A 15,427-nucleotide genomic window follows, 5' to 3' on the forward strand; every position below is an offset into this window, starting at 1 on the left:
TCAGATTTCGGGAACTTCTACGCGGTCCATAAACTCGGAATCCGATCCCCTCCGCCCACCCCCGGGAGCCTGGTGCGATCGTTTTCAGAGGAGACTGGCGCGGCACGATGGGAAAACTGATCTACGGTGACGGAAGCACCGAAATCGAATTCGAAGACCGCCTGCTGGCCCACCTCAAGGTGGCCATCGTGACGAAGCTTCGTCGCGGCGAGACCTTCACGCTGTCGTGGGATCACGGCCACGATCAGGGCAGCGGGCGCAGCACCATCTGGTTGCACCCCGGCATCCCCCTGCACTTCCTCTTCTTCGGCGGCCGCGAGCCCGTGCTGAACCGTGCCTGGGCCGAAGCCATGCTCATCTCCGCGTCGAGCACCAACGGCATGCAGATCATGCCGGAGCCGCCGCAGGCCTGACCGCACGGCCGCATGTGACCGAAAAAAGGGACCGATCGTCTGATCGGTCCCTTTTTCGTGGGCGGGCGAACCTGAACCGCTCGCCGAGTGCGTGCTTAGTACTTGATCTCGGCGAGGGCGTCGGAGATCGGCGTCTCGCCCGAGATGACCTCGAACTGCGTGCGCACGGCCGTTCCCTCGAGAATGGCGGTCGCCACGATCTCGGCGACATCGGCGCGGGGGATCTCGCCGCGGTCGACGGTCGCACCGGTCGTGATCTGTCCGGTTCCGGCGTCGTCGGTCAGGGCGCCGGGGCGCACGATCGTCCAGTCGAAGTCGCGCGAGCGGATGTCGGCGTCGGCCTCGCTCTTGGCGCGGCGGTACACCTCCCACACGGCGGCATCGTCGTTGTCGTCGACGGGCAGCGTGGACTTCTCGACGTCGAAACCGTCGACCGACATGGCCGAGATGATCACGTAGCGGTCGACGCCGGCCTTCTCTGCGGCATCCGCCAACAGGATCGCGCCGTCGCGGTCGACCGTCATCTTGCGCTCGGCGCCGCTCTTCGCTCCGCCACCGGCCGCGAACACCACGGCGTCGGCACCCTGCAGGTGCTTCGCGAGCGTGTCGGCGTCGATCGACTCGAGGTCGAGCACCAGGGCTTTCGCTCCGGCCTTCTCGAGGTCGGCGGCGTGGTCGGGGTTGCGGATGATTCCGACGACCTCCTGGCCGGCATCCGCCAGTCGACGCTCCAAGAGCTGGGCGATCTTTCCGTGTCCTCCTGCGATGATTACTGTCATCTTCGGTACAACGTCCCTTCGGGGTCAGAATTCCTTCGGCGCGGGTCGCTAGCGCGGTTTCGTGAGGAAGACGCGTCGCAACGACCGCAGTATCAGGATGAACCCGACGAGCCCGATCGTCGACCCCAGGAACGCGAAAAGTCGCACGTCGGGCACGATGTAGGGCCCCGAATCGGTCACGACGAGCACGATGCCGGCCACGACCGCCGTGATGGCGATGAGCACACCGACGGTCTCGGAGACGAGCGTGGACACCCACCAGCGGTCGTCGCCCGTGGCGAACGAGCGCACGCGCACGCTGAAGGTGCCGTTCTCGATGCGCGACGACACCGATTCGATGCGCCGCGGCAGCTTGCGCAGCGTGGCGAGGGATGTCGCGGCCTGCGCCTGAGCCGATGCGAACAGTCGCTCGGGGCTGAGCAGGTGCCGCATGAAGTGGGGCACGCGTTTGAGGGCGTGATCGACGAGGTCGAAATCCGGATCGAGCAGTGTCAGGCATCCATCGAGCGTGACGATGGTGCGAAAAGCCGAGCTCAGGGATGCGGGCAGCCCCAGGTGGTAGGCCCGGATCACGTCGAGCAGCACGCTGAAGATCGAGCCGTCGCCCTTTCTGCGATGCCGCATCAACGTGAGCACCTTTCCGATCTCGCGCTGCATGGCCTGCGTGTCGGTGCCGTCGGGAACCGTGACCACGAGCAGTAGGGCGTCGGTCGTCGCGACATCGTCTTCACTGGCCGCGGCTAGCAGCAGTGTGGCTAACGCCTCGCGCATGCTGCGCTCGAGCACACCGATGGCACCGAAGTCGATCATGCCGAGCGTGCCGTCCTCGCGCAGGATGAGGTTGCCCGGGTGCAGATCCGCGTGGAACACGCCCTCGACGATGACCTGCTGCAGCACGGCATCCAGCAACGCCTCGGCCAGCGCCTGGCGGTCTACCATCGGCATGCTCGCGAGGTGTTCCTGCGCCTTGCCGAGAGGGATGCCGTCGACCCGCTCCTGCGTCAGCACGCGGCGGCTGCTCGCCTCGCCGAACACGCGCGGCACCGACAAGACGTGGGATGCCGTGTGCTCGACGGCACTGCGGATTATCTCGGTGTTGCCGAATTCGATGCGGTAGTCGAGCTCTTCTTCAAGCGTCTTCGCGAAACCGTTGGCGAGCGACACGGCCCCGAACTCGGCTCCCCACGACGTCTTGGCCTCGATGCGATCGGCGATGCGCAGAATGATGTCGACGTCGGCGCGCACCTGGCGCTCGGCATCCGGCCTCTGCACCTTGAGCACCACATCGGTGCCGTCGAGAAGCGTCGCGCGGTGCACCTGAGCGACGGATGCCGCGGCCAGGGGTTCGTGATCGACCCACGCGAAGACCTCGCCGAGCGGCCGACCCAGCTCGCGCTCGACGACGCGCTCGATATCCGACCAGGGGAGCGTCGTGGCGCTCGTCTGCAGCGACGACAGCGCCTCGATGAAGCGCGGGGGCAGCAGGTCGCGACGCGTGGACATGACCTGGCCGAGCTTCACGAAGGTGACTCCGGCGTCGTTGAGGAACGAGACGATGGCGTCGGGGGAGCGGGTGGCCCCGGAGGGCGACGGTGTGCTGCTGGGGGTGGTCGCCACCGAGGCGCCGGCCGTCGCATCCGCCGCTGTGCGTCGATGAGGGTGACCGTGGATGGCGTGCCCCACGCCGTGGCGCGAGGCGATCGCGAGGATCTGCAGGTAGCGCTGGGTGCGGCGGCGGCGGTGCACGGCCTCCTGGAACGCGTAGATGGGGTTCGGCACCGACGCGGTGGGCCAGATGGCCTCGATGCCGACGAGGAAGGCGACGCCGAACGCGAAGGTCCACCCGAAGGCGAGCAGGATGAAGGCGAGCGCGACGACGGGGTGCACGTCGAGGCCGCCGGTGCCGTCGAGCAAGCCCGCCTTGCCGGCCGTGTACTGCGTGAACGGCACGCTGGTGGCGAAGACGACGAGGCCCACGACGAAGGTGCGCGGCCACCCGACCGGTGCGCCGAGCAGGCGGCGGGTGACGAAGCCGACGCCGAGGGCGTAGACGATCGCGAGGGGAATGACGATGAACAGATACACGTGTGAAACCCCCGGTGTCGGTCGCCTGGCGCGTGCGCTCAGCCTAGTGCGGGGCGCGGCCGGGGGCTCAGGAGAAATGTCCGCGCGCGGCTCGGGTTCGTCTGTTGCGTTTAGTGCCCGTTGCCCGTTGCCCGTTGCCCCGGGCTGGGATCGGGTCGATCGTTACTCTGATGCCTGCCGTCGACGGGTTCCGTCGGCCCGACACTACTCCTGACGAACGGAGCCCAGGCGGTCCCGTTCTCAAGGTTCGAGGATGAGACCCATCAGGGCCGGTGGCGGCGGATGCGGATGGGGCCGCGGGCCGTGGAGGGGTCGACGACCGAGCCGCCCTGCGTGATGTCGACGACGCCCGCGTCGACCAGGCGGCGGGCGGCGCGGCGGGCGGGCTCCATGAGGTCGCGCCAGTCGTCCTTCGTGCCGACGGCCCGCGCCGCATCCGACGGGCAGATGGTGGAGGTGGCGGCGCGTTTGTCGAGGAGTTCGATGATGGTTTCTTCGAGACGGCGGTCGACGTCGGTGACGCCGCGGCGTCGGCAGGCGTCCGAGCAATAGCGCACGGCATCCCAATTGTCGGCCCACTTCGATCGCCACTGCATCTCGCGGCCGCAGGAGGCGCAGACCTTGCTCTCGGGCACGGGGGAGGCTGCCGAGCGTTGTTTGTGAGCCATCCTTCAAGTGTGCGCGACGGCACGCCCGCGTCAAGGGGCTGGCTCCCCGCGACATCCTTCAGGTGCGCGGCGGCACGCCAGCGTTACGGGGCTGACGAACCGCCGCGCGGTGACCTGGCAGCCGACTAGTAGTCGATGCGGCCGTGGCGGCTGTGGAACTCACCCGTCGGGCCGTCGGCGCCGACGAGGGCCAGGGCGACCGTTGCGTCGGTGCCCTCGGTGATGGTCTGGTGGCCGCCGTGCCCGTTGAAGTCCGTGGCGGTGTAGCCCGGGTCGGTCACGTTGACGCGGAAGTCGGGAAGGTTCTTCGCATACTGAACCGTCAGCGCGATGACCGCGGCCTTCGAGGAGGCATAGGGCACGGCCTTCACCGGGAACTCGTCGGCCGTCTCGGTGGACAGGAATCGCGGCCAGCCCACGCCAGAGGCGACGTTGACGATCACGGGATGCTCGGACGCTCGCAGAAGCGGAAGCGCAGCCTGCGTCACCCGCACGATGCCGACGACGTTGGTCTCGAGCACGGTGCGCATGGCGTCGGCGTCGAGGTCGTCGACCCCGAACGAGGTGCCCAGGATGCCGGCGTTGTTCACCAACACGTCGAGGTTCGGCAGGGCGGCGATGGCGGCATCCACGCTGGCTTGGTCGGTGACGTCGAGTTGCACGATGCGGGCGCCGAGGGCCCGGGCGGCGTCACCGTTGGCGGGGTCGCGCATGCCGGCATAGACGGTGTGGCCCGCGTCGATCAGGCGGCGGGCGGTTTCGAGGCCGAGGCTCTTGTTGGCCCCGGTGATGAGTGTCGTTGTCATGTTCACAGCCTGCGCCCCGATCGGCCCTGCGCACAGGCCTTGGTCGACGGTAGGACTGCTGATACCACCGACCGGGCGCGCCGCCGGGGCATGATGGGGTGATGAGTGAGTTCGCGAGTGTGCTGCGGTCCTGGCGTGAACGGCTCAGTCCCGCGGATGTCGGGCTGCCGACGGGTTCGGGGCGACGCGCCACCGGTTTGCGGCGCGAAGAGTTGGCGGCGCTCGCCGGGGTGAGCGTCGACTACATCGTGCGGCTCGAGCAGGGGCGGGCGCAGCATCCGTCGCCACAGCTTTTGGGAGCCCTGGCCCTGGCCCTGCGCCTGAGCGTCGACGAACGCGACCACCTCTACCGTGTCGCGGGCGCCGCGCCACCCTCGCGCGACCTCGTGCCCCGCCACGTCACGCCCGGGGTGCAACGGCTCGTCGACCGGCTCGGCGACGTGCCGCTCGCGGTCTTCAGCGCGGCGCACGACATCATCATGTGGAACCCGCTGTGGGCGGCCGTCAACGGCGACCCGTCGGCCGAATCGGCGCTCGAACGCAACCTGGTCTGGCGGCACTTCACGCACGGGCACGACGGCGTCGAGTTCGATGACATCCACGAGGAAGAATTCGCCAGCGACCTCGTGGCCGATCTGCGCGCCGCGGTCGGGCGTTACCCGCGGGACCCGTCGTTGGCTGCCCTCGTGGCACGCCTGCGGTCCAGCTCGCCCGAATTCGAGCGTCGCTGGGGCTCGGCGCGCATCGCGGAACACCGGTCGAGCCGCAAGGTCGTGAGCACACCCGTCGGCCCCATCGAGATCGACTGCGACGTGCTCGCGGTGCCGGGCGGCGACCTGCGCATCGTCGTCTACACGACCGTTCCCGGCAGCCGGCACGCCGAAGCTCTCGAGCTGCTGCGCGTCACGGGGTTGCAGACCTTCGCCGGGTCGGCGTCAGCCGTCGAGGTGCCGTAGATAGCGCTCGGGGGCGTCGAGGAACGCCCGCCAATTGCGCACCAGGTCGAGGTTGTCGTAGTCGCAGGCGCGGATGCCCCACTCGCCGATCTCGTACAGCTCGGCCCCGGGGATGGCGGCGAGCACGGGTGAGTGCGTCGACAGGATGATCTGCGAGCCCCCGGCCACGAGATCGCGCAGCAGGCCGATGAGCGCCAAGCATCCCGGCAGGGAGAGCGCCGATTCGGGCTCGTCGAGGATCCAGAGGCCGCTGATGCGCGACCGCTCGACCACGATGTCGAGGAACGACTCGCCGTGGCTGCGCTCGTGGAACACCCCGGAGTCGCCGATCGACTCGAGGTAGGTGAAGAAGCCGTGCATGGTCTCGGCGCGCAGGAAGAAGCCACGCTTGGATGCACCGCCGTTGCGCACCAGCTGCAAATGTTCGGCAAGCCCCGACTCGTCGACGCGCGATTGATATCTCGAACTCGTCGACCCGCCCTCGGGGTTCAGGCCGTAGACCGCGGCGATGGCCTCGACCATCGTGGACTTGCCGGCGCCGTTGTCGCCGACGAGCACCGTGATCGCGCCGAGGTCGAGACCGTCGTCGAGCAGCTGCCGCACGGGCGCCAGGGTGGCCGGCCAGCGAGTGCGCGCCATCGGTTTGACCGACAGCTCGCGCACCTGCCGCACGGGCAGGCGACCGAACGCGTCCGAATCATCCTGGGCCATGTGAATACTCTGACAGACCCCACCGACATGGAATAGGGATGCTGCGCGAGCGTTTCAGCGTTGGTACCGATCTCTCGAAAGGCTTCATCAATGGACCTGTTCTCGCCCGCCACCTTCGGCGACCTGCACCTTGCCAACCGCATCACCATGGCCCCGCTGACCCGCATGCGCTCGAGCGCCGACGGGGTTCCCGGCGACATCGTCGTCGAGCACTACACGCAGCGCGCCGGCCTCGGCATGATCGTCACCGAGGGTGTCTTCCCCGTGCAGGAGTCGAAGGCCTACTCGGGCCAGCCCGGCATCGAGACCGACGAGCAGGTCGCCGGCTGGAAGGTCGTCACCGATTCGGTGCACGCCGCCGGCGGAACCATCGTGCTGCAGCTCATGCACGGCGGACGCGTCACCCACACCGACATCACGGGCACCGACCGCATCGTCGCGCCGAGCGCCGTCGCCATCGAGGGTGAGCTCTACACGCCCACGGGCAAGCAGGCCTTCCCCGTGCCGCACGCCCTCACGCTCGACGAGCTCGAGACCACCAAGCAGGCTCTCGTCGCCGGCGCCCGCAACGCCATCCGCGCCGGATTCGACGGCGTCGAGGTGCACAGCGCCAACGGCTACCTGCTGCACGAATTCCTGTCGCCCGTCGCCAACGTGCGCGAGGACCAGTACGGCGGATCGCCCGAGAACCGCGCCCGCTACGGCGTCGAGGTCACCACGGCCATTGCCGAGGCCATCGGTGCCGGCCGCACGGGCATTCGCATCTCGCCGGCTCACAACATCCAGGATGTCTGGGAGAAGGACGACGCCGACGTGCGCGCCACCTATGAGGCCCTCGTCGACGGCATCGCGCCCCTCGGCCTGGCCTACGTGAGCGTGCTGCACGCCGAACCTACGGGCTCGCTCGTGCAGGACCTGCGCCACCGCTTCGGCGGCAACTGGATCGCCAACACCGGTTTCGGCGTCATGACGACGCGCGACGAGGCTCTCGAGCTCGTCGGTGGCGACCACGCGGATGCCGTGGCCGTCGGCCGCCTGGCGATCGCCAACCCCGACCTGGCCGAGCGCTGGGCCCAGGATGCCGAGCTGAACGAGCCCGACCCGTCGACGTTCTACTCGCCCGGCCCGCACGGCTACACCGATTACCCGACGCTGGCCGAAGCCAACGGAACCCGCGAGGACGCGAACGCGTGACCTGCGGAACGCACGAAACGACGCCCGCCCTCGGCACTGCCGGGGCGGGCGTCGTCGTGGTGACCGGAGTTACGCCATCTCTGAGAGAACCTCGTCGACGGTCGTCAGCTCGATGAGCGGCGCATAGAGCGCCATGGCGTCGAGCGCGCGCTGATGGTCGGCCGCGCTGGCACCCGCGCAGGCATCGGTGACCACGCGCACGTGCACCCCGGCATCCGCGGCGGCGAGGGCCGTCGAGAGCACGCAGCAGTCGGTCGACACTCCCGTGAGCACGAGGCTGTCGGGGTTGCCGAGCGCGGACCGGGTGTTGTCATCCCACTTGCCGAACGTGGTGCGCGTGATGACCGTGGCGTCGTCGACCGGGAACTCGGGCATCAGCTCGTAGAGGTCGGCGTTGGCGGGATCGAGGGCGAACGGCCAGTCCTCGTAGTAGGGCACCCACGCGCTCTGCGGCTCGGCCGGAGGGACGAAGCGGGTGAGGGCGACGCGCGACCCGAAGGCGGCACGCAGGCGGCGCGAACCCTCCGACGCGGCCGCGAACTCGGGCGTGAACCATCCACTGGTCTGCTCACCGAAGATGCGTTGCATGTCGATGATCATGAGCGTGCTGGTCATCGGTCGAGCCCCGTCGGCGTCGTGGCTTCTGCAGCCGCCCGACCCGCGATCTGCTCGTTGTTGGTCGGCAGCGACTCCTGGCGGCGCACCGAGGCGCGGCCGAAGACGAGCGTGCCCAGATATCCGATCACGAGGGCGAACAGCACGCCCAGGTTGGCGTAGGCCCACTCGCCGTCCTTGCCACCGACGAGGCCCAGCAGGTAGCCCTCCCACTCGAAGCCGGGCGACGAGCTGACGACGAAGCCCCAGCCGACGATCGCGCCGACGACGATGAGCAGGATGGCGCGCACGTTCCAGTTGCCGTAGCGACCCTTCGGGTCGAACAGTTCGGCCAGCGCGTAGTCCTTCTTGCGCAGCTGCAGGTCGGCGATGAAGATGCCGCACCACGCCGCGACCGGAACGCCCAGCGTGATGAGGAACCCCTGGAACGGGCCGAGGAAGTCGGCCGCGAAGAACACCACGTAGATGGCACCCGCGATCATCAGCAGCCCGTCGATCGAGGCGGCGACATAGCGCGGCGCCTTCAAACCGGTGCTCAGCAGCGCGAGGCCCGACGAATAGATGTCGAGCACGGCGCCGCCGACGAGGCCCAGGATGGCGACGATGGCGAACGGCACGAGGAACCAGATCGGCAGGATGGTGGTCAGCGCGCCGATCGGGTCGGAGGCGATGGCGGCGTTGAGCTCGGGGTCGCTGCCGGCGAGCAGCAGGCCGAAGAAGAGCAGCAGCAGGGGTGCGAGCGAGGCGCCGAACGTGGTCCAGAACACCACGCCGCGACTGGAGGCCGACTTCGGTAGGTAGCGCGAATAGTCGGCGGCGGCATTCACCCAGCCGAGGCCGAAACCGGTCATCATGAACACGAGCGCGCCGATGAATGCGGGGGCTGAACCCGCCGGGATGGCCGAGACGGCCGCGAAGTCGATGGTCGGCGCGACGAGCACGATGTAGACCACCGTCAGCACGCCCGTGACGATCGTGATGTACATCTGCAGCTTCATGATGAACTCGAAACCGAGGATGCCTCCGCCCACGATGAGCGCGGCGACCACCACCAGCGCCACGACCTTCGTGACGACGCCGCCCTCCCAGCCGAGCGCCTCGAACACCGTCGCGGTGGCGAGCACGGCCAGCGACGCGAGCACGGTCTCCCAACCAACTGTGAGCACCCACGAGATCGCGGAGGGAACGCGGTTGCCGTTGACGCCGAAGGGCGCGCGGCTGAGCGTCATGGTCGGCGCGTTGCCGCGTTTGCCCGCGAGCGCGATGATGCCGCAGAAGAGGAACGACACCACGATGCCGATGAGGCCCACGACGGTGGCCTGCCAGAACGAGATGCCGAAGCCGAGCAGGAACGAGCCGTAGCTCACGCCCAGTACCGACACGTTGGCGGCGAACCACGGCCAGAAGAGGTCGCGCGGGCGCCCCTTGTGCTCGCTCTCGTGCACGACGTTGATGCCGTTGAGCTCGACGCCGAGCGTGCGGCTGGCGGCATCGGCGGCCGTCGATGACGCTGACGACGAGGCTGACGATGAGCCCGCTGGTCGCGACGACGGGGCGGATGAGGAGGGCGTGCTGTTCGCGGACATGGCGGTCCCTTCGTCGGCGGGGCACGGGCATCGGCCGCGCTCGGTGTGTCAAAGGTAACGGACGCCGCGCGCTCGCTCATTCCCGCGGCGTGCATTCAGACGCGAGAGGGGCCGAAGCCGACCCCTTTCGCCGCGACGATGGCCGCGAGGGCCCGCTGGGCGCCCCAGAAGTCGACGGACGTCAGTTCGTTGGAGACGAAGCAGTACGCGGCGGCGCTGTCGGCCGGCAGCGTGGTGTCGAGAAGCGACGGATCGGCGAAATGGAGCGCGCCTGCCGAGCCCGCTTCACGTTTGAGCCGCTCGTAGTCGTCGAGGTGAAAGTTGAAACCGCGCTGACCGTCGCCGAGACCGAAGGGGCGCGCGAGCACGGAGACGCGCGACATCCACTTTCCTCGGCCGCCGGCGAGGGTGCCGCCCTGCTCGTCGACGACGCTGACCCGGCGGATGTGCCGCCACGGCACGACGACCTTCTGGGCGATGAGCACGTGATCGTCGAAGACCTGCAGCACGCTGCGATCGCGGCTGCGCGCGACCGCGACGAACTCGGCGAACGTGGCGAGCGGCAGCAGCGTGGGCAGCACCCACAACACCACGAGCAGCCACGCGGCGGGTTCGCGCCATGCCAACCAGAGGAAGTAGCCCATGAGCGCGGTGGCCGCGAGCACGCCGAGCCCCGAGCCCACCAATTGCCGACGCAGGCGACGCGGATCATGAGCGATCGTCAAAAGCGGCGTCGCCGGAACGGAGGGCATGCACGCCACCCTAGCCGGGCGCTTAGCCTGGGGGTCATGGATATCGGGGAGATGCAGGCGGCGTTCGATGACGTGTTCGACGAGGCGATCGTCTTCCATGGCTTCACGACGTACATGAGGGATTACGAGGTCGTGATCGAGACCAGTGCCGCGCCGAGCACCGGCATCCCGACGCGCTTCCTCCGGTTCCTCTTCGTGAACTGCGTTCGCGCCGAGGTCACGACGGCCCTGAGCCCAACCGGCTGGGCGGGTTCGCTCGACGAACGTCTGATCGACGCGGCGACCGGGATCGACCTCGACGGGTATGTCTGGGGCGTGAAGTGGCAGGCGATCTACCCCGGTTTCGCGATTGTTCCCGATTCCGAGCTCGCTCGCTCCTGGTCGGCCGACGTCGGGATCCCGTTTCACGAGGTCCGCGTGCAGGCGAACGGCCACACCCTGACGGTCGTATTCTCCGATCTGCGCGTCGAGCCGGCACCCGCGGGCTATGCGCCCTTCATCGTGCCCGCGCACGGTCGTTAGGCTGTGGCGATGGTCGGAATCCGTTACCCACGCCCCCTCGTCGCCGGCGATCTCGTCGGCGTAGCGACACCGTCTTCGGGGGTTCCCGCGTCGCTGCACGACCGGCTCGACGCGGCGCTCGACGCGGTTGCCGCGCACGGATTCCGCACACGTGTCGGCGAGCTGGCCCGCGTGGACGGCGTGACGTCGGGCCCGCCCGAGGCCCGCGCCGCCGAGCTCACCGAGATGATGACCGACCCGACTGTGCGCGCCGTCATCCCGCCGTGGGGTGGCGACCTCGCCGTCGACCTGCTCGACCGGCTCGACGTCGACGCATTGGCCGTCGACCCGACCTGGCTGATCGGCTACTCCGACCTGTCCACGCTTATGACGCCGCTGACCCTCGCAACGGGCATCGCCACGCTGCACGGGGCAAACCTCATGGACACGCCCTACGAGCTGCCCGTCGAATTCTCCAGCTGGGTGGATGTCGTCACCGCGCCGGCCGGGGCCATCCTCGTGCAATCGGCCGCCCCTCGCCGCCGCATCCGGCCGTGGGGTCCCTGGGCCACCGAACCCCGCACGCGCGACGACGCCTACGAGCAACCGACGCGCTGGCGCCGCCTCGACGGCGACGACCCCGTCACGGTCACGGGCCGACTCATCGGTGGATGCCTCGAAACCATCGCGCTCCTGCCCGGAACCCCCTCCGGCGACCTCGACGGATTCGCCCGCCGCCACGCCCCCGAGGGCCTGCTCGTCTACCTCGAGGCGGCCGAAGCCGACACTCTCGAAACCGCGCGCCTGCTGCACCGCCTGCGCCTCGCCGGCTGGTTCGATCACGCCAATGCCGTACTCATCGGCCGCACCCCGGCCCCCGAAAGCCCGGGCTACCCGCGGCTGCAGGCGCTGACCGACACGCTCGGCGGCCTCGGCATCCCGGTCTTGTACGACGCCGACGTCGGCCACGAACCGCCGCAGCTGCCGCTCGTCAACGGCGCGCTCGCCGAGGTCGAGTGGGATGCCGCATCCGCCCGCATCACGCAACGCCTCGTCCCCTGAGCGCGCCTCCTCGCTGAGAGAACCGCGCGGGCGGCCCGGTGCCCGAACCTCGCGCCACCCGGCGACCGACTTTAGGCTGGACGCATGAGCGACAACGGCGACCGCATCCGATTCGGCATCATGGGCAGCGGATGGCGCAGCGAGTTCTTCCTGCGCATCGCCCGCGCCCTGCCCGACCGCTTCGAGGTGACGGGCCTCGTGACGCGCAACCCCGAGACCGCCCGCGCCATCGAAACCGAGTGGAACGTGCGAGCTTTTCCCGACATCGACGCGCTCCTGGATGCCTCCACCCCCGAGTTCGTGGTCGTCTCCGTGCCGCGCGACGCCGCGCCCGCGATCATCGCGCAACTCGCCGAGCGCCGCATGCCCGTGCTCACCGAGACGCCGCCCGCACCCGACGTCGCGGCGCTCGAATGGTTGCACGAGCTCGTGCTCGGGGGCGCGATCATCCAGGTCGCCGAGCAGTATCACCTGTCGCCGCTGCTGCGGGCGCAACTCGGGGTCGCGGCATCCGGTCGCCTGGGCACGGTCAGTTCGGCCCTGGTCGCGCAGTGCCACGACTATCACGGCGTGAGCGTGCTGCGGCGGGCGCTCGGCATCGGTTTCGAGGATGCCGTGATCACCGCGTCACTCTTCGAGTCCCCGCTCGTGCAGGGGCCCGACCGCGACGGCGATCCGCGCGAGGAGTCGCACGTGACCGCCCGGCAGCTCTCGGCCCGCCTCGACTTCGGCGACCGCCTCGGCGTCTACGACTTCGCCGACGAGCAGTACTTCTCCTGGATCCGCGCGAACCGCATCCTCATCCGTGGCGACCGCGGCGAGATCAACAACCTCGACCTCGCGTACCTCGACGATTTCCGCACGCCCGTGTTCTCCGAGTTCCGCCGCGTCGCGACGGGGGAGGGCGGCAACCTCGAGGGCATGTTCCTGCGCGGCATCCTGGTGGGCTCGTCGTGGGAGTACGTCAACGAGTTCGCGCCCGCGCGCCTCAACGACGACGAGATCGCCATCGCCAGCTGCCTCGTGCGCATGCGCGACCACATCGCGGGCGGCCCCGCGCTTTACAGCCTCGCCGAGGCCAGCCAGGACCACTACCTGGGGATACTCATGCACCGGGCCGCCGAGACGGGCGACACGATCCGCTCCGCGCGCCAAGCCTGGGCCGACTGACCCCGTTACTCATAACCGTCAGCCCAGAGATTATGAGTAACTGAGTTACTCATAAAAAGCGCCGCCGAGTTTATGAGTAACTCGGATACTCACGGGACGGAAACGCAGTTGCTGGCCGGGTCGCCTCAGGCGTCACGGCCGCTAGGCTGACGGCGTGCATGACCGGGGGAGTTCTGAAGACGTGAATGTGACCGCTACCGCTACCGCTACCGCAAGTGGGACCGCTGCGGCGAAGACCTGGAACGTGTGGCTCTACGTGCTCATGGGCATCGGCGCTGCCGTGGTGGGGCTTCTGCCCTGGATCATCACGGGTATGCGGCTGCCGTTGCAGAACCTGTGGGCCGACGAGGGGGCCGGGCTCGGCGAGCCGATGCCGTTCGTGTTGCTGCCCTTCAGTCAGTACTTCGTGACGCTGCTCATCGGCGTGATCGCGGTGGGTTCGGCGCTCGGCGGCCTCGTCGCGCGCCTGACGAAGCAGCGCCGGCCGCGATTCGGAACGGCGGCGGTGGCCGCCGGGGTTCTGCTCGTGCAGCTGATCGCCGTCATCCAGACCGCCTCCGTCGTCGAGGACGGTCTGCGCGAGACCAGCGCCACGGAGCTCTACTTCTACGGCCTGACGGGCGGTGCTGCGGCATCCATGGGGGTCGGGATGCTCGTGCTCGGCCTCATCGCCGCAGCCCCTGCCGCGGGCGTCCTGGTCGGCACGAGCCTCGCCGCCGTCGCGCTCGGCCCCTGGTTGAGCGGCCTCATTCTGCCGCACACGCTTCAGCCGGTCCCGCCCGACTTCCTCGCGTTCCTGCAGTCGGCCTCACTGTGGATCCCCGCCATCGTCGTCGGCCTCACCATCGCGTGGTGCGGGCTCGGGTCGGCGGGCCGCATCGTGGCCGCCCTCTTCAGCCTCATCGTGCTGTGGATCGGCCCGGTCACCTTCACGGCCGTCACCTCGTCCATCGGCTCCCGCGGCCTCGCCCGCTACCCCGCAGAAATGCTCGACTACGGGCTGCAGGTCTTCCAGGCCGCTCTTCTCGAGCCCGGCGTCTCGCTCCGCTACGTCGCCCTCGCGATCGTCGTCGCCGCGCTCGGCCTCGCCGCCCGAGCGTTGCGAACCCGATCAGGCGGGGGTCGCGTTCGAGCCGTCGACGTCGGCGAGCGTGACGGTGTAGCTGAGCGCCGCAGCTGAGGCCGCGGCATCCGGGGCGTCGGCGTCGGGCCAGGTGACCGTGGCCGTGACGACGCCGCAGTTGGGGTAACCCGAGGGCGGCGACACGTTGGTGGGCACGAGGTGCCGCAGGAGGCTGCCCAGCATGGTGCCGTGCGTGACCACGATGACGTCACCCGAACCCGAGCGCGCCTCGGCAAGGATGGTCTCGAAAGCCGTCTCGACGCGCGCGCGAACCTGAGCGGATGTCTCGGCCCGGCCGAGCGGGTCGTGCGCGTGGATCGAGTCGATCACGTGGTCGAAGCTGTCGATCGTGAGCGCGGGCCAGCTGCCCGAACCGGGTTTGTAGGTGAAACCGTGGTCGGCATAGACGGGCGTCCACATGTCGGGGTTGGGCTGCCCTTCCCATCCGCCGTAGTGCCACTCGCGCAGCGCCGTCATGGGCACGGGCTCGAGGTCGGGGTGGCCGACCAGCGCGCCCGCCATGGTGGTGCGCGTGCGCGTGAGGTCGCTCATGAACGCCGCGGTCAGCGGCACCCCACGCATCCACTCGCCCAGCGCGGCGACCTGGCGTTCACCGCGTTCGGTGAGCGGCGAATCGCACCACCCCTGCAGCTGGCGGTTGACGTTGAACAGCGTCTCGGCGTGCCGGACAAAATGGATGCGCGCGACGGAGGGCACTAGGCGTCGAGGTCCGACTCGAGCAGCGCCTGTAGTTCGTCGGCGACACGCTCGGCGTCGTCACCGGTCACGTCGAGGGTGACCTCGTCGCCGTGGCCGATCGACAGCGCGATGACCGAGAGCAGGCTCTTCGGGTCGATGGTCTTGCCTTTGGCCGTGAGGGTGACCTCGTGGCCGGTCTTGGCGACGGCCTTGGCGAGCACGGCGGCGGGGCGGGCGTGCAGGCCGACGGACGAGGCGACGGTGGTGGTGCGTTGTGCCATGGGTGGTGCCTTTCTTCTGTGATCAA

The 15,427-nt window shown here is 69.1% G+C and carries 17 protein-coding genes; 7 read left to right on the forward strand and 10 right to left on the reverse strand.

The genetic code is table 11. The features are described 5' to 3' along the window. Window positions 1-107 precede the first annotated feature (107 nt). A complete protein-coding gene (locus ACUWEX_RS00460) occupies window positions 108-413 on the forward strand; it encodes a DUF7882 family protein (protein ID WP_079726345.1) in 306 nt (101 codons plus the stop codon). Window positions 414-508: 95 nt separating this feature from the next. On the opposite strand, the gene ACUWEX_RS00465 is transcribed toward ACUWEX_RS00460, so the two are convergent. From ACUWEX_RS00465 to ACUWEX_RS00480, 4 genes are all read right to left on the reverse strand, one after another. Next, window positions 509-1,192, reverse strand: a complete 684-nt coding sequence (locus ACUWEX_RS00465; protein ID WP_445996739.1) for an SDR family oxidoreductase — start codon at window positions 1,190-1,192, stop codon at window positions 509-511. A 48-nt stretch (window positions 1,193-1,240) separates the two neighbouring features. Then, window positions 1,241-3,277: an ABC1 kinase family protein gene (locus tag ACUWEX_RS00470; RefSeq protein WP_445996740.1), complete on the reverse strand. Its 2,037-nt coding sequence runs from the start codon at window positions 3,275-3,277 to the stop codon at window positions 1,241-1,243. A 263-nt stretch (window positions 3,278-3,540) separates the two neighbouring features. Next, window positions 3,541-3,945, reverse strand: a complete 405-nt coding sequence (locus tag ACUWEX_RS00475) for a DUF2256 and DUF3253 domain-containing protein (protein ID WP_079726348.1) — start codon at window positions 3,943-3,945, stop codon at window positions 3,541-3,543. A 125-nt stretch (window positions 3,946-4,070) separates the two neighbouring features. Then, entirely contained in the window at window positions 4,071-4,751 is a 681-nt protein-coding gene (locus tag ACUWEX_RS00480; protein WP_445996741.1) for an SDR family NAD(P)-dependent oxidoreductase, read from the reverse strand. A gap of 101 nt (window positions 4,752-4,852) precedes the next feature. On the opposite strand from ACUWEX_RS00480, the gene ACUWEX_RS00485 reads away from it, so the two are divergent. Next, window positions 4,853-5,707 carry a helix-turn-helix transcriptional regulator gene (locus ACUWEX_RS00485; RefSeq protein WP_445996742.1) on the forward strand — a complete coding sequence of 285 codons (855 nt, stop codon included), beginning with the start codon at window positions 4,853-4,855 and terminating at the stop codon, window positions 5,705-5,707. Here the strand turns inward: ACUWEX_RS00485 and ACUWEX_RS00490 are convergent. Further along, window positions 5,687-6,418 (reverse strand): AAA family ATPase, encoded by a 732-nt coding sequence (locus ACUWEX_RS00490; RefSeq protein ID WP_445996743.1) that lies wholly within the window; start codon window positions 6,416-6,418, stop codon window positions 5,687-5,689. The genes ACUWEX_RS00485 and ACUWEX_RS00490 overlap by 21 nt on opposite strands. A 90-nt stretch (window positions 6,419-6,508) precedes the next feature. On the opposite strand from ACUWEX_RS00490, the gene ACUWEX_RS00495 reads away from it, so the two are divergent. Continuing rightward, complete coding sequence (locus tag ACUWEX_RS00495) at window positions 6,509-7,612, forward strand: alkene reductase (protein WP_445996744.1); 1,104 nt, start codon at window positions 6,509-6,511, stop codon at window positions 7,610-7,612. Window positions 7,613-7,681: 69 nt separating this feature from the next. On the opposite strand, the gene ACUWEX_RS00500 is transcribed toward ACUWEX_RS00495, so the two are convergent. The 3 genes from ACUWEX_RS00500 to ACUWEX_RS00510 all read right to left on the reverse strand — a co-directional run bounded on the left by ACUWEX_RS00500 (window position 7,682) and on the right by ACUWEX_RS00510 (window position 10,565). Further along, window positions 7,682-8,227, reverse strand: coding sequence for a cysteine hydrolase family protein (locus tag ACUWEX_RS00500; protein WP_445996745.1), 546 nt, complete (start codon window positions 8,225-8,227; stop codon window positions 7,682-7,684). Next, window positions 8,224-9,813 (reverse strand): purine-cytosine permease family protein, encoded by a 1,590-nt coding sequence (locus ACUWEX_RS00505; RefSeq protein WP_079726354.1) that lies wholly within the window; start codon window positions 9,811-9,813, stop codon window positions 8,224-8,226. The genes ACUWEX_RS00500 and ACUWEX_RS00505 overlap by 4 nt, the downstream gene beginning before the upstream one ends. A gap of 95 nt (window positions 9,814-9,908) precedes the next feature. Beyond that, window positions 9,909-10,565 carry a hypothetical protein gene (locus ACUWEX_RS00510; RefSeq protein ID WP_143785250.1) on the reverse strand — a complete coding sequence of 219 codons (657 nt, stop codon included), beginning with the start codon at window positions 10,563-10,565 and terminating at the stop codon, window positions 9,909-9,911. A 36-nt stretch (window positions 10,566-10,601) separates the two neighbouring features. Here ACUWEX_RS00510 and ACUWEX_RS00515 point away from each other — a divergent pair, with 36 nt between their 5' ends. The 4 genes from ACUWEX_RS00515 (at window position 10,602) to ACUWEX_RS00530 (ending at window position 14,478) form a co-directional block, all read left to right on the forward strand. Then, window positions 10,602-11,087, forward strand: a complete 486-nt coding sequence (locus ACUWEX_RS00515; RefSeq protein WP_079726356.1) for a YxiG-like protein — start codon at window positions 10,602-10,604, stop codon at window positions 11,085-11,087. A 9-nt stretch (window positions 11,088-11,096) separates the two neighbouring features. Continuing rightward, the gene (locus ACUWEX_RS00520; RefSeq protein ID WP_445996746.1) at window positions 11,097-12,128 is read left to right on the forward strand and encodes a S66 family peptidase; all 1,032 of its coding nucleotides are present in this window, start codon (window positions 11,097-11,099) and stop codon (window positions 12,126-12,128) included. 84 nt (window positions 12,129-12,212) lie between these two features. Continuing rightward, window positions 12,213-13,298 (forward strand): Gfo/Idh/MocA family protein, encoded by a 1,086-nt coding sequence (locus ACUWEX_RS00525; RefSeq protein ID WP_445996747.1) that lies wholly within the window; start codon window positions 12,213-12,215, stop codon window positions 13,296-13,298. Window positions 13,299-13,485: 187 nt separating this feature from the next. After that, window positions 13,486-14,478 carry a hypothetical protein gene (locus ACUWEX_RS00530; RefSeq protein ID WP_445996748.1) on the forward strand — a complete coding sequence of 331 codons (993 nt, stop codon included), beginning with the start codon at window positions 13,486-13,488 and terminating at the stop codon, window positions 14,476-14,478. On the opposite strand, the gene ACUWEX_RS00535 is transcribed toward ACUWEX_RS00530, so the two are convergent. Then, the gene (locus ACUWEX_RS00535) at window positions 14,410-15,138 is read right to left on the reverse strand and encodes a histidine phosphatase family protein (RefSeq protein ID WP_445996749.1); all 729 of its coding nucleotides are present in this window, start codon (window positions 15,136-15,138) and stop codon (window positions 14,410-14,412) included. The genes ACUWEX_RS00530 and ACUWEX_RS00535 overlap by 69 nt on opposite strands. Continuing rightward, the gene (locus ACUWEX_RS00540) at window positions 15,138-15,401 is read right to left on the reverse strand and encodes an HPr family phosphocarrier protein (protein WP_079726361.1); all 264 of its coding nucleotides are present in this window, start codon (window positions 15,399-15,401) and stop codon (window positions 15,138-15,140) included. The genes ACUWEX_RS00535 and ACUWEX_RS00540 overlap by 1 nt, the downstream gene beginning before the upstream one ends. Window positions 15,402-15,427 lie beyond the last annotated feature (26 nt).

This window comes from Okibacterium fritillariae, from assembly GCF_052783725.1.